The 19,132-nt window shown below is 37.3% G+C and carries 22 protein-coding genes; 2 read left to right on the plus strand and 20 right to left on the minus strand.

From position 1 onward, the window contains the following. Positions 1–146 precede the first annotated feature (146 nt). The 20 genes from EO115_RS07160 to EO115_RS07250 all read right to left on the minus strand — a co-directional run bounded on the left by EO115_RS07160 (position 147) and on the right by EO115_RS07250 (position 17,832). Positions 147–1,049 carry a LysR family transcriptional regulator gene (locus EO115_RS07160; RefSeq protein WP_126938272.1) on the minus strand — a complete coding sequence of 301 codons (903 nt, stop codon included), beginning with the start codon at positions 1,047–1,049 and terminating at the stop codon, positions 147–149. Between the two features lie 99 nt (positions 1,050–1,148). Beyond that, positions 1,149–1,850, minus strand: a complete 702-nt coding sequence (locus EO115_RS07165) for a Bax inhibitor-1/YccA family protein (protein ID WP_126938273.1) — start codon at positions 1,848–1,850, stop codon at positions 1,149–1,151. Between the two features lie 6 nt (positions 1,851–1,856). After that, positions 1,857–3,593, minus strand: coding sequence for a pyruvate kinase (gene pyk / locus EO115_RS07170; protein WP_126938274.1), 1,737 nt, complete (start codon positions 3,591–3,593; stop codon positions 1,857–1,859). 10 nt (positions 3,594–3,603) lie between these two features. Then, complete coding sequence (locus EO115_RS07175) at positions 3,604–7,011, minus strand: DNA polymerase III subunit alpha (protein ID WP_126938275.1); 3,408 nt, start codon at positions 7,009–7,011, stop codon at positions 3,604–3,606. Positions 7,012–7,221: 210 nt separating this feature from the next. Next, positions 7,222–8,085, minus strand: coding sequence for a M48 family metallopeptidase (locus tag EO115_RS07180; RefSeq protein WP_126938276.1), 864 nt, complete (start codon positions 8,083–8,085; stop codon positions 7,222–7,224). Positions 8,086–8,235: 150 nt separating this feature from the next. After that, positions 8,236–10,047 (minus strand): translational GTPase TypA, encoded by a 1,812-nt coding sequence (typA, locus tag EO115_RS07185; protein WP_126938277.1) that lies wholly within the window; start codon positions 10,045–10,047, stop codon positions 8,236–8,238. Between the two features lie 156 nt (positions 10,048–10,203). After that, the gene (locus tag EO115_RS07190) at positions 10,204–11,433 is read right to left on the minus strand and encodes a DUF695 domain-containing protein (RefSeq protein ID WP_126938278.1); all 1,230 of its coding nucleotides are present in this window, start codon (positions 11,431–11,433) and stop codon (positions 10,204–10,206) included. A 19-nt stretch (positions 11,434–11,452) separates the two neighbouring features. After that, positions 11,453–11,698, minus strand: a complete 246-nt coding sequence (locus EO115_RS07195; protein ID WP_126938279.1) for an immunity 17 family protein — start codon at positions 11,696–11,698, stop codon at positions 11,453–11,455. Between the two features lie 116 nt (positions 11,699–11,814). Further along, on the minus strand, positions 11,815–12,366 hold the full coding sequence (locus EO115_RS07200) for a DMP19 family protein (protein WP_126938280.1): 552 nt from the start codon (positions 12,364–12,366) through the stop codon (positions 11,815–11,817). Between the two features lie 30 nt (positions 12,367–12,396). Further along, positions 12,397–12,816, minus strand: a complete 420-nt coding sequence (locus EO115_RS07205; RefSeq protein ID WP_206168433.1) for a hypothetical protein — start codon at positions 12,814–12,816, stop codon at positions 12,397–12,399. 216 nt (positions 12,817–13,032) lie between these two features. Beyond that, on the minus strand, positions 13,033–13,335 hold the full coding sequence (locus EO115_RS07210; RefSeq protein WP_126938281.1) for a type II toxin-antitoxin system RelB/DinJ family antitoxin: 303 nt from the start codon (positions 13,333–13,335) through the stop codon (positions 13,033–13,035). 45 nt (positions 13,336–13,380) lie between these two features. Continuing rightward, complete coding sequence (locus EO115_RS07215) at positions 13,381–13,872, minus strand: YfbM family protein (RefSeq protein ID WP_126938282.1); 492 nt, start codon at positions 13,870–13,872, stop codon at positions 13,381–13,383. 18 nt (positions 13,873–13,890) lie between these two features. Then, positions 13,891–14,100, minus strand: coding sequence for a hypothetical protein (locus tag EO115_RS07220; protein ID WP_126938283.1), 210 nt, complete (start codon positions 14,098–14,100; stop codon positions 13,891–13,893). 29 nt (positions 14,101–14,129) lie between these two features. Beyond that, entirely contained in the window at positions 14,130–14,876 is a 747-nt protein-coding gene (locus EO115_RS07225) for a DKNYY domain-containing protein (RefSeq protein ID WP_164724075.1), read from the minus strand. Positions 14,877–14,896: 20 nt separating this feature from the next. Continuing rightward, positions 14,897–15,643, minus strand: a complete 747-nt coding sequence (locus tag EO115_RS07230; protein ID WP_126938285.1) for an SMI1/KNR4 family protein — start codon at positions 15,641–15,643, stop codon at positions 14,897–14,899. Between the two features lie 55 nt (positions 15,644–15,698). Then, complete coding sequence (locus EO115_RS07235; protein WP_206168434.1) at positions 15,699–15,932, minus strand: hypothetical protein; 234 nt, start codon at positions 15,930–15,932, stop codon at positions 15,699–15,701. 168 nt (positions 15,933–16,100) lie between these two features. After that, positions 16,101–16,517 (minus strand): hypothetical protein, encoded by a 417-nt coding sequence (locus EO115_RS07240; RefSeq protein ID WP_126938286.1) that lies wholly within the window; start codon positions 16,515–16,517, stop codon positions 16,101–16,103. 87 nt (positions 16,518–16,604) lie between these two features. Beyond that, positions 16,605–16,733 carry a hypothetical protein gene (locus EO115_RS08520; protein WP_255416480.1) on the minus strand — a complete coding sequence of 43 codons (129 nt, stop codon included), beginning with the start codon at positions 16,731–16,733 and terminating at the stop codon, positions 16,605–16,607. Between the two features lie 73 nt (positions 16,734–16,806). Continuing rightward, positions 16,807–17,358: a DMP19 family protein gene (locus EO115_RS07245; protein WP_126938287.1), complete on the minus strand. Its 552-nt coding sequence runs from the start codon at positions 17,356–17,358 to the stop codon at positions 16,807–16,809. A gap of 30 nt (positions 17,359–17,388) precedes the next feature. Then, entirely contained in the window at positions 17,389–17,832 is a 444-nt protein-coding gene (locus EO115_RS07250) for a hypothetical protein (protein WP_206168435.1), read from the minus strand. 443 nt (positions 17,833–18,275) lie between these two features. On the opposite strand from EO115_RS07250, the gene EO115_RS08400 reads away from it, so the two are divergent. Next, complete coding sequence (locus tag EO115_RS08400; protein WP_164724076.1) at positions 18,276–18,452, plus strand: hypothetical protein; 177 nt, start codon at positions 18,276–18,278, stop codon at positions 18,450–18,452. A 1-nt stretch (position 18,453) separates the two neighbouring features. Then, on the plus strand, positions 18,454–19,116 hold the full coding sequence (locus tag EO115_RS07255) for a GNAT family acetyltransferase (RefSeq protein ID WP_126938288.1): 663 nt from the start codon (positions 18,454–18,456) through the stop codon (positions 19,114–19,116). The last annotated feature ends 16 nt before the right edge of the window (positions 19,117–19,132 follow it).

Genomic DNA, 19,132 nt, shown 5'->3' on the forward strand with positions numbered 1-19,132 from the left:
TCGACTTCATCTATCATTTTTCATACATATACCATACAAAAAAGGATAGTTCCCATACTCAGAAACTATCCTTAGCAATACTTTTTATAAGATTATCATAACCTCTGTTGGGCTATGCTCTCTGATATACAGTTAAATAGCATTCTCTACACTGTATATCCAGGTAATGTAACAATTTGATGATTTGCGTAATAGTCTGTTACATAATCAATGAAAGTTTTTACAGCAATTAATTTAGTGCTCACTGCATCATGGAACAAGTAGGTAGATCGGACCAGAGGGCGGTCATCTTTCATGCGCAGTGGTTCTACATAGATGCCATGCTCACGACAGCTACCTAAGCCCATATACGGCAATATAGCCCAGCCTAGGCCTTCACGAACAAAGTGACGACATGTTACCATAGAATCTAATTCCATAGCTGGCCGTACATCTCCTACACTATGTTCTTTTTTCCAGTTTTCCACTACTGTGGAAATCGATCCATCTGTGCGATAGTTAATCATGGGAATCTCACGAAGTTCTTCATATTCTACAGGATGCTTATAGGCTAAGCAATATGGCTCATCAAATAAACGAATTCCATTTTCTACATGATTATATTCACCACGAGCAAAGGCGATCATCACTTCTCCTGAGTTAAACATTTTATTCACATGTGAGCTATAGCCCGTTTTCACTTCAATGCGAATATTAGGATATTGTTTTGTAAAATTGTTCAACAAATGTGGAAGTTCGTAATCTGCAAAATTAATGGACGCTGCTATTTTTAGGGTTCCTTGAATTTTCCCTGTTACTTTGCCAATATTTTGACGCAACTCTTCTCTAGAGCGAATCATGCGGCGACAATAGTCATAATATAATTCTCCTTCCGCTGTTAACGCAATACCATCATTGGTACGGATTAACAGAGGGCGTCCTAGAATGTCTTCTACTTGTTTTAACCGATAGCTCAATGCTGGCTGTGAAAGAAATAACTTCTCTGCTGCTTTTGTAATATTTCCTTCTTCTACTACAGTCACAAAGGTTTGCCATTCTTTGGCTTCCATACCATCCCTCCTTACTATCTATATGTGAATTTAGTATCTAGAATTACATACAAAGGGGGAGCTTCACTGCTCCCCCTACACTTAGTATTATATCATATGTTAGCGACGGCCGAAAATGCGCAACAAGTTAATAAATATATTAATGAAATCTAGGTATAATCCTAAAGCCCCAATTAACTCAACTCGCTCTAAAACACTTTCATCTTCGTAAGCAACTTCCATAATCGTCCGTTTGATACTATAAATATCATACATAACAAACAAGGAGAAAATGCCTACAGAAATATAGCTATACACTAAACTAGCAAAGCTACTCACTTCAAAGAACATCATAATGAGACTTGCTATGACAAGTGCTATGACAGCGCCAAATAAGAATGTGCCCAGTCCAGACAAATCTTTTTTAATCACAATCCCCAAAAAGGCAAAACTAGCAAATACTGCAATAGCGCCTGTAAATGCATAGAGTACTGCATTTGCTGAATAATGCAATGCCACTACGGTCAATGTCAAACCATTCAGGATAGAGTATAGGAAAAACATCACTTTCAAAAACGTATTCGATGCTGTATATTGTCGCGCTGAAAATAAAAATACAACGCCCAATTCTACTAGCATTAACAATTTGAAATGAGATCCTGCAAAATGAAACCACCCTTGGTTTGTAATAGCCATTACAGCAATCACAATAGTTGTTAATAATCCCCATACCATCCAAAGCATGGAATTTCTTAATTTACGACTTACAATTTGTTCCACTACTGCTACATCAGCACTTGTTGGTACATGATAATCCATCATATCCTCCTATCTTGCGTTTGCAATTCCTTCATATACATTACCACGAATACCATCCACAGTTACCACTTGACCATTCATTAGTTGTGATTGATCATGGGCTCCCAAAATCACAGGAATACCAAACTGAATACCTGCAATAGCTGCGGTCGATGTGTATCCTTCTTCTGCCGTAATAATAGCACCTGCTCGTTTTGCTAGTTCCATATATTCTGGTTCTAGGTCACGAACGACTAAGATACTACCATCTGCCATAGGCTCGGTAGAATCACCGTGATGAATTGGCCCTGTTACAGATAGTTTACCAACTCCACGACCTTTAATCAATACATTACCAGTGACATGAACACGAATCATATTGGTTGTGCCGGACAAGCCTGATGGGACACCCGCTGTCACAACTACTAAATCACCAGATTGAATTAATCCTTCTCCTAAGGCCGCACTCATAGCGCAGTGTACCATTTCATCAGAGTTGGAATGGGATGGGCCTTGGATAGCTTTCACACCCCAGTATAACTGCATGCGGCGCAATGCACTCTCATGTGGTGTAACCGCAATGATTTGACAATTCGGACGATGTCGGGAAATGCTCATGGCTGTAATGCCAGATTCAGTACATGTAATGATGGCACCAGCCCCTAAAGAACGACCTACTTCTACTGTAGCGGAACAGATAGCATCTGTCGTTTTCGCTTCTTCTAACGGTACTGTATGATTACTATTCACATATAAATCAGATGTTTCTGTTACTTTTGCAATGCGAGCCATAGTGGTCACCGCTTCCAATGGGTAGTCCCCACCTGCCGTTTCCCCAGATAACATGACTGCATCTGTACCATCTAATATGGCATTTGCAACGTCACTAGCTTCTGCTCTGGTAGGTCTTGGATTGCTTACCATGGACTCTAACATTTGGGTCGCTGTAATAACAGGTTTAGAGGCAGCATTACATTTTTGAATCATCATTTTTTGCAATACAGGTACTTCTTCGGCTGGAATTTCTACGCCTAAATCGCCACGGGCTACCATCAATCCATCAGACACTTCTAAAATATCATCTAAATTATTAAGACCTTCTTCATTTTCAATTTTAGAGATGATGCGAATATCTGCCCCTTTGGATTCCAAAATACGACGAATAGCTACTACGTCGCTAGCACGTTGCATGAAAGAGGCTGCTACATAGTCCACGCCCATTTCACAACCAAATACCAAATCTTTTTCGTCTTGTTCCGACACTGGTGGCAAAGATAAGGATACACCAGGTACAGCCACTCGTTTACGATTACTCATCATACCTGTATTCATAACCGTTGTATGAATCTCAGTGCCATCAATAGAATCGATACGCAATGTGACAAGTCCATCAGATAATAGAATTTGCTTAGCATCTTTTACATCTTCTGGTAACCCAGCGTGATTCACGGAGCAAATTTCTTTTGTTCCTTCCACATCTCTTGTAGTCAACGTGAAAGCTTGCCCTTCTTCTAAACACACTTTACCGTCTTTAAACAATCCAAGGCGAATTTCTGGCCCTTTTGTATCTAACATCAAAGCTACAGGAATCTTTGTTCTTTCAGAGGCAAGTCTAACTAATTCTATACGCTTCGCTTGTTCCTCATGGGTACCATGAGAAAAGTTGAACCGTGCTACATTCATGCCTGCTCGCAACAGGGCTTCCACCATTTCCAAAGTATCTGTACTAGGTCCCATGGTACAAACAATTTTAGTTTTTTTATCCATCTTTGTCTCCTTATAGTAACTCCACTGCATTCGCCCCTAATAAGGCTTGCACACGTCCAATGGACTCTTTCGATGGAGTGAAATAAAAACTACGATTCACCGCTAACGTCCTCTTTTGTGTTTCTAAGAATAGAGAAACGGGGGTGTCTCCTGGTAATTCTTGTAATAGTCTTTGTAATTGTTGACTTACTTGTGGTGTATCATGTGCTCGATCTATATGAACACGAATCTGTCGAACTTTCTCATATTCAACCTTTAATGGTTGTACCGATGTGGCTATGAGCTGCACACCCTTTTCATCCGCATCAATACGTCCTTCGATAGCTACTACAGCATCTCGTTGCAATAACATATGTGCTTTCTGATACGCCTGTGGGAATACCACAACTTGTACGGTACCCGTAAAATCTTCTACCGTTAAGGTACACATTTTTTCTTGTCGGTTTTTCGTAATTCGATCTACTTTATCTGTAATTAATCCACCAACAGTCACCACTTTCCGATCAAAGGATTCTGGATTTTCACTCAAGCGGCCTGCCTGAAACAAATCTGCCAATTCCTGACGATACGCATCCAATGGGTGACCTGTAATATAGAATCCAGTGTATTCTTTTTCATCTTTTAATTTTAAATCTTTTGGCAAGTCTGGTAAATCTGGCACATGGATAGTTTCCATTTCTTCTACCTCTGCAAAGAGGCTCACCGCTCCTAAAGCACTATTTTTTTGTCCTTTAGAGCCAATGCCTTGGGCTTGCTCATAAATTTGCAACAATTGATTGCGATTTTCTTTGAAAGAATCCATTGCCCCACATCGGATTAGACTTTCCAATAATCGCTTATTAACCACGCGATATGGGATGCGTTCACAAAAATCAACAATCGATGTAAATTGCCCATGTGCCTTACGTTCTGCTAGCAATTCTTCGATAGCATTATCGCCCACATTTTTAATACCACCTAAGCCAAAGCGAATTTGACCCTCTTGTACAGTAAACATACGCTCTGAATGATTGATATCTGGGCCTAATACTGCCACTTGTTTCGCCTTACATATATTGATGTAGTTCGTCATTTTATCCATATTACCCATAAAGCTTGTCATAGTAGCCGCCATGAACTCTGGGAAATAATGGGCTTTCAGATACGCCGTTTGATACGCGATATACGCATAGGCAGCGGAGTGAGATTTATTAAATCCATATCCTGCAAAGTATAGCAAGAGATCAAATACTTCATTAGCTAACTTTTCATCAATACCATTATTCACAGAACCAGTCACAAAGGAATCTCGTTGTGCTTTTAGTACAGATTCCTTTTTCTTACCCATGGCACGGCGCATTAAGTCCGCCTGCCCCAAGGAGAATCCGCCCATAGCAGAGGCAATCTGCATAACTTGTTCTTGGTATAAGATAACTCCAAATGTGTCCTCTAAAATAGGCTCTAATATAGGATGTAAATAGGTCACTTCTTTTTCTTTATGACGACGCTTGATAAAATCTTCTACCATGCCCGATCCTAACGGTCCTGGACGATAGAGGGCCACTAAAGGAATTAAATCTTCAAAATGTTCTGGCTTCAAATCCATTACTAATTTTGTAATCCCTTCTGATTCTAACTGGAAGACCCCTGCAGTTTCCCCTTTACATAAGATTTCACAAGATGCCTTGTCATCTAATGGGATGGCATCCAAGTCTAAGTCGATACCGTGGTTTTCTTTAATCAGACGCAGTGCCTCACCCATCACTGTCAACGTGCGAAGCCCTAAAAAGTCCATCTTCAATAAGCCTAGCTCTTCGATATTATCTTTATCATATTGTGTCACAAATCCATCTTCATTAGAGTTTTGTACCGGCACATACTCATCTAGAGGCGCCGCTGAAATTACGACCCCTGCCGCATGGGTAGAAGAGTTACGAGCAATTCCTTCTAAACGCAAGCAAAGGTCAAATAATTCTTTTACGGATTCGTCTGTATCATACAAGTCTTTGAGTTCTTTTACTTCTAAAGCTTTTTTTAACGTAATACCCAACTCATTAGGAATCATCTTAGCTAGTCGATTCACCTCTGGTAAAGGCATATCTAGCACACGACCTACGTCACGAATAACAGCACGAGCCGCTTCGGTACCGAAGGTAATAATTTGCGCTACTCTCTCTTGCCCATATTTTTCTGTCACATAGTCGATGACCTTATTGCGAGTTTCATAGCAGAAGTCGATATCGATATCGGGCATGCTTACCCGCTCTGGATTCAAGAACCGTTCAAATAGCAAATCATATTTAATAGGATCTAGACCTGTAATCCCTAATAAATAGGCTACCACTGACCCTGCCGCACTACCACGACCCGGGCCTACTAGTACCCCATGTTCACGAGCATATTTAACATAGTCCCAAACGATGAGGAAGTAATCTTCAAATCCCATGCGACTGATAACACCTAACTCATAATCGAGTCGCTCTTGTAATACCGGTGTTACCTCTGGGTAGAATTGAGGAATATAGGACTCGCAGACTTTGCGCAAATAAGAATGTGCTGTTTCCCCTTCTGGTACATCAAATTTTGGCAAATGGTGCGCATCAAAATTGAACTCTACATGGCAACGTTCTGCAATCTTTAACGTATTATCCAAAGCTTCTGGAATATGCCCAAAAAGTTCTTCCATTTCATCGCCGCTTTTCATGTAAAACTCATTACTGAAAAACTTCATGCGATCTACATCATTCCGCCTTGCACCCGTAGCAATACATACCTTAATATCATGAGCTTCCGCATCGTCTGCATAGACATAGTGAAAGTCATTGGAACATACAAGTCCCACACCATATTGCTCCGCCATCTCTACCAATACATCTTGGACCCGCAATTCCTTAGGATCTCCATGGTTCTGAATCTCTAAGAAAAAGTTCTCTTTTCCATAGGTCTCCAAATACCATTCCAAAGCACGATGAGCGTCCTCAATGTTGTCCTGTAATATTAGTTGCGGAATTTCTCCAGCAATGCAGGCACTCAAAGCGATAATCCCTTTACTGTAGGTAGACAGTAGTTCTCGATCTGCACGTGGTTTACGATAAAACCCTTCCGTAGAAGACTTAGACACAATTTTTACAATGTTCTCGTATCCTTCCATGGTTTCTGCTAAGAGAATTAAATGCTTTAATCGTTCATAGGTCTTACCTTCAGGTCGGTCAAAGCGACTGCCTTCGGTGACATATACTTCGCATCCTAAAATGGGTTTGATGCCTTGTGCCATAGCTTCTTTATAAAAATATATGGCCCCATACATATTACCGTGGTCCGTTAATGCTAGAGCAGGCATATTGAGTTCTTTCGCACGACTCACCATTTGTGGCAATCGGCTAATGCCATCAATGAGGCTATATTCACTATGACTATGCAGATGTACAAATGGTCTCATGGGCCCTCCCTAATAACGTAACACGATATGCTTTCATTCCCTTTATTATATCATACATTGCATATTTCAGTGTACCGTGAAAGCGTTTGTCATCTATCAATTACTGCATGCTTTCAAACTTAAAAACGTCTATGTAATTCGCACAGCAAATTACATAGACGTTGTTTTATTTGATACATGTATTGCTTGGTACATCGATGCTAGACAAATTTATGTATAATATGCCTTCATCTCCGCTTTCACTTGTTGCCAGTTCGGTAACACATCACTCATAACCTTGTAAAAACGTGACGAATGGTTCGCCTCGATGAAGTGCGCAAATTCATGAACCATCACATAGTGAGCAAACTTCGTAGGTCCTAAGAGCAATCGTGTGTTCATGGTGATAACTTCTTTTACAGGCATACAAGATCCCCATCGACTTGTCATGTACCGCAAGCGCAAGGTCGGTGACGGTACTGTATATCCCGCTTCTTTAAACTCCTTATGCACTTGTTGTGCTAGTGTCTCCATAAAGTCTTGACCTATGGCTTTCCAAAAATTAAGCCACATCCGTTCTACTTTGCTAGCATCTAGGACGTTAGGGTCACTTGGGTAACGTACTAGTAATATGTCGTCTGCCACCGCTACCGCATAGGTAGATGTTTTACCTTGCGACGGTCTACCTCGTGATATTCCCCCTTTTGACGAGCACACTTGTAACGGTTTATCTTCTAACAGATTGCCGTTTAGTAGACTATTCCGTGGACTATCTTGAGATGATGCTTCCAAATAGGCAGATACTGTATGAGGCTTTTCTAGCATTACTCGATACATCTGACCCATCACCATGATCTCTGTATCTAAGGCAGGTACCATGGGATGACCGCCTCTGCTTTTTCGGTTTTGCAGTGCTTTTTCAATGAAAGCTCGATGACGACAGATAAACTCTTCAATCATCCCTAGGGGGACACGAGGAGAGGCAGACACTCGTACTACGCCACTGGTGGTAACACGAAGATTCATGTTCTTCACGCGTTTTCTATGCAGTTCATAAGTAATGCTGCCATCTGGCAGTGTGCGAAGTTCTTTCATCCTATCTCCTATATCATTAATACTATGTTAGTCATATACCTATTATAGGCTTTCACCCCTATAAAATACAACAAAATAGAGAAAGCAATGGCATCCCACTACTTTCTCTATTTATATGTACATAGACTATTCCTAGCCTAGTATATGTAATTATTTTCCTGCTTTTGCTGCTTTCGCACGAGCAGAACGATCCAAGATCGCTTTACGCATACGAATATTTTCTGGTGTTACTTCTACCAATTCGTCATCGTTGATCCACTCTAGAGCTTGTTCCAAGCTGAAGATACGTGGAGGTGTTAAACGAACTGCCTCATCAGAGGAGCTAGAACGCATGTTAGTAACATGTTTCTTTTTATTAGGATTTACGTCCATGTCGTTTTCACGAGCATTTTCGCCGATAACTTGGCCTGTGTATACTGGCACGTTAGCACCTAAGAATAAAGTACCACGGTCTTGTACAGAGTTCAAACCATATGGTGTTGTTTCGCCATCTTCGAAAGCTACCAAGGCACCGCGCGTACGGCCTGGGATATCTCCTTTGTACGGTGCATAACCATGGAATACATGGTTCATGATACCATTACCTTTTGTAGCTGTTAAGAATTGTGCACGGAAACCAATCAAACCACGAGCAGGAACTACGAATTCCATACGTAAGTAACCAGCTAATTCAACCATGTTGATTAACTCCGCTTTACGAACGCCCAAGTTTTCCATTACGGCCCCCATAAATTCTTGTGGTACGTCGATTGTTAAATGCTCCAATGGTTCACATTTTTGACCATTGATGTCTTTGAAAATTACACGAGGTTTACCCACTTGTAATTCGTAACCTTCACGGCGCATCGTTTCAATCAATACTGCCAAATGCAATTCGCCACGGCCAGATACTTTGAAAGAGTCTGGAGAATCTGTTTCTTCTACACGCATGGATACGTTAGTTTCCACTTCTTTGAACAAACGGTCACGTAAATGACGGCTTGTTACATAGTCACCTTCACGACCTGCGAATGGAGAGTTATTAACGGAGAACATCATGGATAATGTTGGCTCATCGATAGAGATTGTTGGTAATGCTTCTGGATTTTCTGCATCCGCTACTGTTTCACCGATGTTGATGTCATCGATACCTACGAAAGCAATGATGTCACCCATGCCCGCTTCATCAGTTTCTACACGGTTCAAACCATTGTATGTGTACACACGGCCGATTTTACCTTTACGAGTGCTTTCACCATTCATCAGCACTACTTGTTGATTTGGTTTCATACGACCACGAACGATACGACCTACTGCAATTTTACCTACGAAATCATCATAGTCAAGGGTAGTTACCATGAATTGCAATGGACCATCGATGTCACCTTGTGGAGCAGGAATTTCTTTGATCAATACATCGAATAATGCCGTCATATCTGTGGAATCATCTTCCATGGATGCTTTCGCAATGCCATCACGAGCAGAGGCATATACCACTGGGAAGTCCAATTGATCGTCGTCCGCTTCTAGTTCCATGAACAATTCTAATACTTCATCTTCTACTTCGTGAACACGTTGGTCAGGGCGGTCAATTTTGTTGATAACCACGATTGGTTTCAAACCTTGTTCCAAAGCTTTGCGCAATACGTATTTAGTTTGTGGCATTGGACCTTCGAAAGAGTCAACCAATAACAATACGCCGTCAACCATGTTCAATACACGTTCTACTTCACCACCGAAGTCAGCATGGCCCGGTGTATCCACGATGTTGATTTTTACATCGTTATGCATAACTGCTGTGTTTTTGGACAGGATTGTAATCCCTCTTTCACGCTCTAAGTCGTTAGAGTCCATTACACGTTCAGCAACTTTTTCATTCTCACGGAAAATATGACTTTGTTTAAGCAATGCGTCTACCAATGTTGTTTTACCATGGTCAACGTGGGCGATGATCGCCACATTACGAAGATTTTCACGAATCATTCTATACTCCTTTATCTACTTAAGTAGGGTCTTCCTAAGATTAGTACAAATCGTACTACGACAGTCTATTATATACTTTATTTTAGGATTTTACAAGGAAATAGCTATACTTTCATGATAATATCTCTATAGTAGTCAAACACTTATGACAATAGATTACTTCACAATATGGCATCCCCAGCCATCATATTCCCCGTCAAACTCTTCTGCCAAATCCATAAGATACCAGACAATTTCATCGATATTTTTAAAAGCATCTTCTCTACCAATGACAAGTACATATAGATGTTCCTTATCTATATCCTCATTATCGGTCTGATTTTCTGATGAAAGTTTTATAAAACCGTCTTCCATTACTTTGGCTAAAAAGGCTTCTCCATTTTCTTCTGTTTTAAAGAGTAGGCAATGTTCAAGCACTCTCGGCACCATACTATCACCATCACTTTTAATATCCTCAATGAGCCTCATATTCATAATGCTTTGATATTCATATCTGTCAGGATACAGTCCCTGAAAATACAGTTCCCAGTCAGAATCATCTACTATTGCCAATGTATAGGCATAGTCAGGGAAGTTTTTTGACATCACCGCAGAAATTTCATCGTAGTACCCCAACTCACTCTTAGTATAGGCAAAAATACGTACCCGCTCATCGCATTTCACAACGCCTGCTAACATATCTCCATGTTGTTCAACAATCTCTTCTACAGCGTCTTCTATAGAATATACATATTCCCCTTCTTCTCTTGTAGGAAACCCGCTGTCATTAGCATTCTTATATAATATTTGTAAATGTAATCTGTTAGGGTAGTTTGCAGTATATTCAAAATCCCTAAGAGCTAAATTGACTCTAATCACAGCCGGTAAGTCGTAAGCAAATGCATTGCATAGATAAACGCCCCAGTCTTCATCAATTTCAGCAGTTTCTTGATCAATTACTTTCTCAGTAGCCACTTTTGATCTTTTTTCTATTTCTTCTCTACACTCTTTTACTACTCCCAATGCATCCTTATCCTCAGGATCTAACTCCGCCCAACGCAAGGCATAAGGAATCGCTTTTTCTTCCTCATGAGTCAAGTATTGATAGGCATATGCCATACGCATATTCCATTCAGCTTTATCTTGCCCCTCTTCTCTAACTGAATTTAAAATATCTATGGATTTTAATAAAAATTTATCGCCAATAAAACTAGGTGTTCCTTGATCATCATTTCCGATAATCGCAAAGTTTTGATACGCACGAGCAAGCTGATACCATACTTGGTAATCCCGTTCTTCCATAGGGATGCTTTCCAATGCTGTCATACATTCCGTATATGTATCTTCATCTGTAAGCTTTTCTATATACGCAAAAAATTCTTCGCGATTTTCTGAGTTCCATTTCATGTTAAGTTACCTCCGCTTTTTATCGTTTATCCAACATTAAAAACACAACACCACAAATGACAAGTAACAGTCCACATATTCCTATAAAAACTCTATATCCTTTCTCACCCCACACTTCAAAAATAAATGCGTGCCTTGCTTTATCTCCGACTGTAGCTTGATACACCCATTTCCAATCTCTTATAGCACCAATTAAAAATAGTAATCCACCTGCTATCAATACATACTGGTAATGTGCTTTTAACCACTCAAATACTCCATCCATATCGTTTATCCACTTCCTCTATCAGGCATTTCTCTCATTATTTCTCTTGTTCACACGCTAAAGATTCTTCACTCAAGCACCATTCTCTCAACTTTTTAGAAGATTACTTTTCTTTTTTAACGCCGATTGTAAAAGCTCTCGTATTCTCCTTCAAATACAAACTTTTCAGGGTGAGATTTGATGTAGTTTAGTTCGTTTTCTTCACCTGTATAATCGTAAATGAAATCATCGGCTTCATCTAACATATTAAAAAATTCCTCTCCGTATTTTTCTTCCAATATTTCTAGCATATGGTATCTTTCTTCTCTACCAAACGATATTGTCCCACCACAATAGTCTACAACTTTTTGAAAATTACCTGCATATTCATTCATCCCAAAATGTTTGAAACCTTTTATTGCATCTTCCCAAACTATCCCTGTAGGATTATATAAAAACTGATGATGACCTCCATTATTTACTTCTACAAAATACCAAGTAATGGCTAATAAATATCTTTGCTCTAAAGTGAAAGTCTGCGCTGATTGAATATACTCATCATATCCATCATAAATATTAATTGTTTCCCACATTGGATCAACAACATCATAATAAGAGTTTTCATCTAAACTTTTAATATTTTCTATGGTAATCTTTGCGTATGTTAATTTCTTTTCTGTTTCACCCATTTCAGTTGTCTCCTCTATATTTTCATCTTCTTAATTGATGTATTCAAAATATTCTTTCTCTTCATCAAAATCAATGCTATAGGCAAAATCTATTTCAATTTTAGAGTTTGGAATTTCCAATTTAGAAAGTGAACGTTTTTTGATATCTTCTAAATTTATCTCATCACAGAACATAGGGTTGTATCCATATTTAGCTTCATCATAGAGTAAAATTTCTTTTCCTGTATGTATACATTTTGCTACTATCATACAAGGATCGCTAATCTCATTTTTTTCATCATACATACCACAAATCATATATTCTTCAAAAAGTGAACCAAAAAAATAAATTTCATACAGTCCGTTGGTATCTCCACTTTCTAAGTTGTTGCAAATACTAATTCTTGTAAATGTATCATCTATATTTATTATATTGTAATTTTCTTCTTCAATATAAGTCGGTACTCTCATTTTGTTCGCTCTCTTAATTATTATATCGTTATTAAATACGTCAGCATTTCTACAGAATGTCTCAGATACCCAAAATCTCATATGTTTCCTGAACTAACCTTATGACTAAATCGTATATCTACCACAACTAATTATCAAGTTCTATTTTTCTAACTATTTCAGCTGATCCATTCTTACATAAACTACAGCGATGATAACCACTTCTATACGTTTCCATTATAGTCCTCGTTCTAGCTCTTCAAATACTTCTGCAACAGAATACGTTTCCCCTCGTAGTGCCTGGGAGTACCCTGTTTCCATTAAAGCATTATATGTACTTTCATCCATATTCTCATGTATCGGTAACTCTTTAGGTATTGTTAAGGGAAACGGAATACCATTATTTAAAATAATTTGTCTATAAAACATATCAATAGCGGCCGCACGAGAAATGCCTATAGTCTCTAAAATTTGTTCCGCTTGTTGTTTGATATGCTCATGGATTCTTACATTTACATTACCTGTCTTTGCTGTTTTCAAACATTGCAACTCCCTCCCTATACAAATTTTTCTAAAGTTGAACAGTTAATAGATTGACACTAAAACGGCGCTCTCTTGTGCCGCCATTTTCTCATAAAATTTTTTCAAACTTTCAAATGAGGTTCTTAAATCATCTTTAATTTCATCTGCTTCATCTTCGTATTCCCAAATATTAGGGTAAATATCGTTTTGGTGAAACGCATTCATATCAAATTTATCAATATATGTTTCAAAATCAAGCTCTTGCAATGCCTTTGCAATTTCTTTCACTCTATCAGTTTTCGTTCCAGATATAAATTCTTCAATTTCTTCCCCAGAAATATTGAACTGGCCTACAATCGCTTCGCTGATTAAATTATCTTTAATCGGTTCGCCGGCAGATTTTCCTGTCAACAAAAAATGAAGTGCGTCCCACATTTTATCTATATCACATATTTCTAAGTTCTCATTATCCTGTGCTTCTTCCACATCATCAAGGCACATAAATTTTTCTAATTCAAGATCAGTAGTTGACTGATAATTTGCAATCAATCCCATTTATTTTTCCTCCATATTTTACTGTACTGTTCTGTACTTCCGCCCCCACTGTGGGTTAGATTTTTCAGATTGTCGTTGACTGGCTCGGCAGACTTTTGTAGTTCCCTTATCATATATCCAGTCTATATTTTCTAATGCTCTAACTTTGTTTGACAAAATTTCCTTAAATTCACTAATCTTTTGAAAAAAATATTTACATGCCACCTCAAAAATATCTAAATTTTCCATACAAACTATATCCTTTGCAAATCATGATTTCACAAACGTGGATTATTTATCCACTCATAGGCCTCTTCCTCAGAAATCTTTTTATTCAATCTATAAAAATACTTTCCATCAGTTGAAATCTGTCTCTTATCATCAATGACCCGCCAGTTCTCTGGCGAAGCCCCCGGCAAAAGATTTTTCCCATAATAGACATTGCTTTTGTCCCAACCAAAATATCCATCCTTATTAGACACAAAACTTTCAGGATCAACTTTCTTTAAAATTTTAATCTTACCTTCATAGTTTTCGTAATAAACCTGCTTGCTGTCTTTCGCAAAGCCATAAGGAATATGAAGAATTTCAGTATATTCCTTGCCATCAGTCAATGTAATTTTAATTTCAGATAGCCAAAAACCATCGTCGCACACATCAAAAGTTTTAGGATCTGCTGGTTCAAAACGGCCAGATATAGTCCATACAGTCTTTCCATCAAAAGCATAGCTATAGTTCAAGGCTTTAAATGTCTCATTGTTAGCACCGCGTAGTTTGGTATCATATAGATAACAAGATTTACTATCTTTTGCAAATGTGCCATTAAACACTTGAAAATGTTCTACATCTTTAGAGACAAGTCTATGCCTCCAGTACACTGTTTTTCCATCAGACCAATAATGCAAAATAGCCTTTTCCTCTTGATCATAAAACCTATGGTCCTTGTTAATATCAACGAGTGTATCAAAGTCTACATCAATGATTTTAACTGGTTTAGATTTAGACCCTGCTCTTACGATTTCCATAAATTCCTCCATATTTGTCTTTACCTGCTCAGATACCTAGATAGTTTCTTCTCAAGAAATTCATTCATATCATTGCAAAGCTTCTTTACTTTATTCTGTTCATGGGCATAGTACCAAATTGTTTCTTCATCATGACAAAGCAATAGCTGATCTCCGTCTGCCTCTTTCCAAAACTCTCCAAGAACCAAATATTGCTTCTCTTTTATTTCCATTGAAAACATTTCGTTTAGCACAACTTTTATGCCAGTTGAAAGATCAATGCCGCTTGTGATTAAGAAAAACCTTTGTACTTGTTCAGGAAAGGCAAAACTTAATTTTTCTTCTGCTTTCCGAATTTCCTCTTGTGTAGCACCTTGTTTTATAACGTCATTTTCATCAAGAGATTTCACTAAAGCATTTGTAAACTTTGGATAATGCTCAAACAAATTTGGATACTCTTCTTTAACCTTCTTTTTCTTTTCTTGCTCTCTTTTTTTCTTATCCTTACAATAGACATCCAGCTCCTCTAAATATTTCTCTTGATACAGATTGCTTTTAGAAAAAGGTAGCCCTTTCCTCTCCAGTATGGCTATGGCTCCTTTTTGGCTTGTTAAAATCGGCACCCAGAGGAAATCATGGTCTTTTGGCTTAAGTCTTAAAAATTCTCCCCTATTTAAAACCCTCTCTAATTCATGTTCGTGTTTTAGCCACCAATTTTGATAGCTTCCAGGGGTTTCCCTGCCCTCTACCAAGGAAAGTAGCTTCTCATTTATAGTTTCCATCATCATATCCCCTCACAAATTCAAATTTGTTTCCATCTACCAATCAACTGGAATTATCACTTTAGTACTTAGGTAAATAAAATCCCCATACATTATTACTAAATTCACCAGCAACAAATTTATGAAGTTCATCATTAATATACACAACATAAATAGGAAACCTAAAACTCTGATGATATAGTGGATCCGTTACTGATACGTATTCCCCTGTTTCATGCCAGTCATATTCAAAAATATTTGTATCAAACAGAATTGCATTCCCTTCCAGGCCTGTAATTTCATATTGCCATGTCATTTGTTTGCATTTTTTCAATTTTAATACCCCCACTCAAGCTCAACTTTGATCCTATACTCTCTATTTACTAACGCATCAGTTCAAGCCAATTAAGAAAAATCATGCTTGCACTCTGTGGTTTCCGATTTATCATTCAGGAAATTAAATAAGAAATGCTTATTAACATAACTACTCTATCCTAGTGCCATCCGGTAATATAATATCTCCTTTTTCTCCACTCACATCAAAAAATCCCACATTATGTTTTTTAGCTAAATCTCGCATAACTTCATACGCTTCGTCTGCTACAGACCAAGGAAAAGCTACATAAATTACATCATATCCTATACAGTAATCAGCCATACGCATTTCCAATTTTTCAGCTTCATCATCAAGATTATCAAAATTAGGTGCATATTCTCCATTCATAGGTGGAAAATTTTCTTTCATTTCCATAAACCAATTTTGCAAATTAGAAGAAGATACTCCTATCGTTTCATAATCATGTTCTTCTTCCCATTCTGTTTGCTTATCATACCAAACCATAAATTGTTTTTTTGTATTAGGTGCTTTTGTTTTTTCAAAAACCATTAAATCATAACTCATACTTAGTTTCTCCTGTTTCTCAGTTTGCTACTTTACCTTTTCACTATGCATGTAGATCGCATAAACTTCAAATTTTGTATTAAGTTTCTATATTTCCATAAACGTTTTCTTGATTTCAAATAACTCTTTCATCTTTCTTTCAAATACTACTTCATTCATTCCATTATTTTGTTTCAAATAAACTGCCAAATCGTCTGTCCCAAATTTTAATTTCATCAGGAATATACCATATTTTCAAGCCTAATAACTCGCCAATCACTCGCTCAAAAATAGCATTACTTTTTCTTTTTTAACGCCGATTGTAAAAGCTCTCGTATTCCCCTTCAAATACAAACTTTTCAGGGTGAGATTTGATGTAGTTTAGTTCGTTTTCTTCACCTTCATAATCATAAACGAAATCATCGGCTTCATCTAAAATCTTAAAAAATTCCTCTCCGTATTTTTCTTCCAATATTTCTAGCATATGGTATCTTTCTTCTCTACCAAAAGATATTGTCCCACCACAATAGTCTACAACTTTTTGAAAATTACCTGCATATTCGTTCATCCCAAAATGTTTGAAACCTTTTATTGCATCTTCCCAAACTATCCCTGTAGAATTATCTAAAAACTGGTGATGACCTCCATTACTTACTTCTGCAAAATACCAAGTAATGGCTAATAAATATCTTTGCTCTAAAGTGAAAGTCTGCGCTGATTGAATATACTCATCATATCCATCATAAATATTAATTGTCTCCCACATTGGCTCAACAACATCATAATAAGAGTTTTCATCTAAACTTTTAATATTTTCTATGGTAATCTTTGCGTATGTTAATTTCTTTTCTGTTTCACCCATTTCAGTTGTCTCCTCTATATTTTCATCTTCTTAATTGATATATTCAAAATCTTCTTTCTCTTCATCAAAATTAATGTTATAGGCAAAATCTATTTCAATTTTAGAGTTTGGAATTTCCAATTTAGAAAGTGAACGTTTTTTGATATCTTCTAAATGTATCTCATCACAGAACATAGGGTTGTATCCATATTTAGCTCCATCATAGAGTAAGATTTCTTTTCCTGTATGTATACATTTTGCTACTATCATACAAGGATCGCTAATCTCATTTTTTTCATCATACATACCACAAATCATATATTCTTCAAAAAGTGAACCAAAAAAATAAATTTCATACAGTCCGTTGGTATCTCCACTTTCTAAGTTGTTGCAAATACTAATACTTGTAAATGTATCATCTATATCTATTATATTGTAATTTTCTTCTTTAATATAAGTTGGTACTCTCACTTTGTTTGCTCGCTTAATTATCATAGCGTTAGTAAATACGTCATCATTTCTACAGGATATTTTAAATGTCCAGGGCCTCATATGTTTCCCGAACTAACCTTATGACTAAATCGTATATCTACCATAACTAATTGTCAAGCAATATTCGCTACTGTATCCCTACTATAAATGATACATTCGTTATAGTTATGGCATATCTTTTTGGTTATTCTGCTCCATTATGAGTACGCTACTACTAGCTTTTCTTAACTGTATTTAAATATCATATGTAACCACTATCCCATAACAGTTAATTCATGAATTATATATTATTTCGATACATTAAAAATTATAACAATTTAGATTCTTAACATATTGACGAGTTATCCTGTCAATCATATAATTAAATTAACAAATAGTACGGCTTCCCATTCTTATTAACTGATTTCAAATACAATTAAGTATAAAAAATATTAGGAGGTGTTAATATGGCCACTTCAAGTATCACTCATAACTTCGTAGTATCTAGTCCAGATAGTATAGAACGTTTTGTTACAGCTTTAGATAAGGCTGAACAAGAACGTATACCTAACCAAGTTCTTCCCGGACGACAATTAACTGATTCTAAAGAAATCTTAACTTTAATGTCAAAAAGGAGAAAGTAATATGTCTGATAAATATTTTAGTATCAACATCCGTGTATACTTAGATAAGGAAGCGCCGACATATATCGGAGAGGAAAATCTTTATGACTTACTCTCCGATTTTTCTTGCCCTAAAAATCCCGATGTAGAACACTTTTTATTACATAATGCCATTGAGTTTACAAAAAAGGATCAATCTATCACTTATCTTGTATTTGATTCAGAAGATGCTTCATTAGTTGGATATTATTCCATCGCCATTAAACCACTTTCCATTCAAGCTGAAAATATTAGCAAAAGAACAGCACATAAACTATCTCGTGTCAGCATTCTTGATAAATCTATACAATCTTATACAACAGCAGCATATCTGATTGCACAATTAGGGAAGAATTATGCTCTTCCTAAAGAAAAACAAATCCCTGGAAATATTCTTTTAGGTTTCGCCCTTGAAAGTATATCAAAACTAAAATATTCTGTAGGCGGTGTTATGGAATTTCTTGAATGCGAAGATAATGAATTTCTTCTAAACTTCTATATACAAAATCATTTCAACCCATTTAATACTCGTGTTACAAACTCCTATAATAACAAGCCCCATACACTACATCAACTTTTAAAATTTAGGCTCTTTGTCAAATGTGGGGGCTGCTCATATAAGAAGTTCTTAGCGCTAGCTATCTAAATAGCTAGCGCTATTC

The organism is Veillonella sp. CHU740, from assembly GCF_003992055.1.
Lineage (GTDB): Bacteria > Bacillota > Negativicutes > Veillonellales > Veillonellaceae > F0422.

What these genes read in the sequence shown, in the direction of transcription:
- EO115_RS07160 (WP_126938272.1), bottom strand. Translation starts at nt 1,049, where the DNA reads ATGGAAGCCAAAGAATGGCAAACCTTTGTGACTGTAGTAGAAGAAGGA.
- EO115_RS07165 (WP_126938273.1), bottom strand. Translation starts at nt 1,850, where the DNA reads ATGATGGATTATCATGTACCAACAAGTGCTGATGTAGCAGTAGTGGAA.
- pyk (WP_126938274.1), bottom strand. Translation starts at nt 3,593, where the DNA reads ATGGATAAAAAAACTAAAATTGTTTGTACCATGGGACCTAGTACAGAT.
- EO115_RS07175 (WP_126938275.1), bottom strand. Translation starts at nt 7,011, where the DNA reads ATGAGACCATTTGTACATCTGCATAGTCATAGTGAATATAGCCTCATT.
- EO115_RS07180 (WP_126938276.1), bottom strand. Translation starts at nt 8,085, where the DNA reads ATGAAAGAACTTCGCACACTGCCAGATGGCAGCATTACTTATGAACTG.
- typA (WP_126938277.1), bottom strand. Translation starts at nt 10,047, where the DNA reads ATGATTCGTGAAAATCTTCGTAATGTGGCGATCATCGCCCACGTTGAC.
- EO115_RS07190 (WP_126938278.1), bottom strand. Translation starts at nt 11,433, where the DNA reads ATGAAATGGAACTCAGAAAATCGCGAAGAATTTTTTGCGTATATAGAA.
- EO115_RS07195 (WP_126938279.1), bottom strand. Translation starts at nt 11,698, where the DNA reads ATGGATGGAGTATTTGAGTGGTTAAAAGCACATTACCAGTATGTATTG.
- EO115_RS07200 (WP_126938280.1), bottom strand. Translation starts at nt 12,366, where the DNA reads ATGGGTGAAACAGAAAAGAAATTAACATACGCAAAGATTACCATAGAA.
- EO115_RS07205 (WP_206168433.1), bottom strand. Translation starts at nt 12,816, where the DNA reads ATGAGAGTACCGACTTATATTGAAGAAGAAAATTACAATATAATAAAT.
- EO115_RS07215 (WP_126938282.1), bottom strand. Translation starts at nt 13,872, where the DNA reads ATGGGATTGATTGCAAATTATCAGTCAACTACTGATCTTGAATTAGAA.
- EO115_RS07220 (WP_126938283.1), bottom strand. Translation starts at nt 14,100, where the DNA reads ATGGAAAATTTAGATATTTTTGAGGTGGCATGTAAATATTTTTTTCAA.
- EO115_RS07225 (WP_164724075.1), bottom strand. Translation starts at nt 14,876, where the DNA reads ATGGAAATCGTAAGAGCAGGGTCTAAATCTAAACCAGTTAAAATCATT.
- EO115_RS07230 (WP_126938285.1), bottom strand. Translation starts at nt 15,643, where the DNA reads ATGATGATGGAAACTATAAATGAGAAGCTACTTTCCTTGGTAGAGGGC.
- EO115_RS07235 (WP_206168434.1), bottom strand. Translation starts at nt 15,932, where the DNA reads ATGACATGGCAATATGAAATTACAGGCCTGGAAGGGAATGCAATTCTG.
- EO115_RS07240 (WP_126938286.1), bottom strand. Translation starts at nt 16,517, where the DNA reads ATGAGTTATGATTTAATGGTTTTTGAAAAAACAAAAGCACCTAATACA.
- EO115_RS08520 (WP_255416480.1), bottom strand. Translation starts at nt 16,733, where the DNA reads ATGAAATTAAAATTTGGGACAGACGATTTGGCAGTTTATTTGAAACAA.
- EO115_RS07245 (WP_126938287.1), bottom strand. Translation starts at nt 17,358, where the DNA reads ATGGGTGAAACAGAAAAGAAATTAACATACGCAAAGATTACCATAGAA.
- EO115_RS07250 (WP_206168435.1), bottom strand. Translation starts at nt 17,832, where the DNA reads ATGATAATTAAGCGAGCAAACAAAGTGAGAGTACCAACTTATATTAAA.
- EO115_RS08400 (WP_164724076.1), top strand. Translation starts at nt 18,276, where the DNA reads ATGGCCACTTCAAGTATCACTCATAACTTCGTAGTATCTAGTCCAGAT.
- EO115_RS07255 (WP_126938288.1), top strand. Translation starts at nt 18,454, where the DNA reads ATGTCTGATAAATATTTTAGTATCAACATCCGTGTATACTTAGATAAG.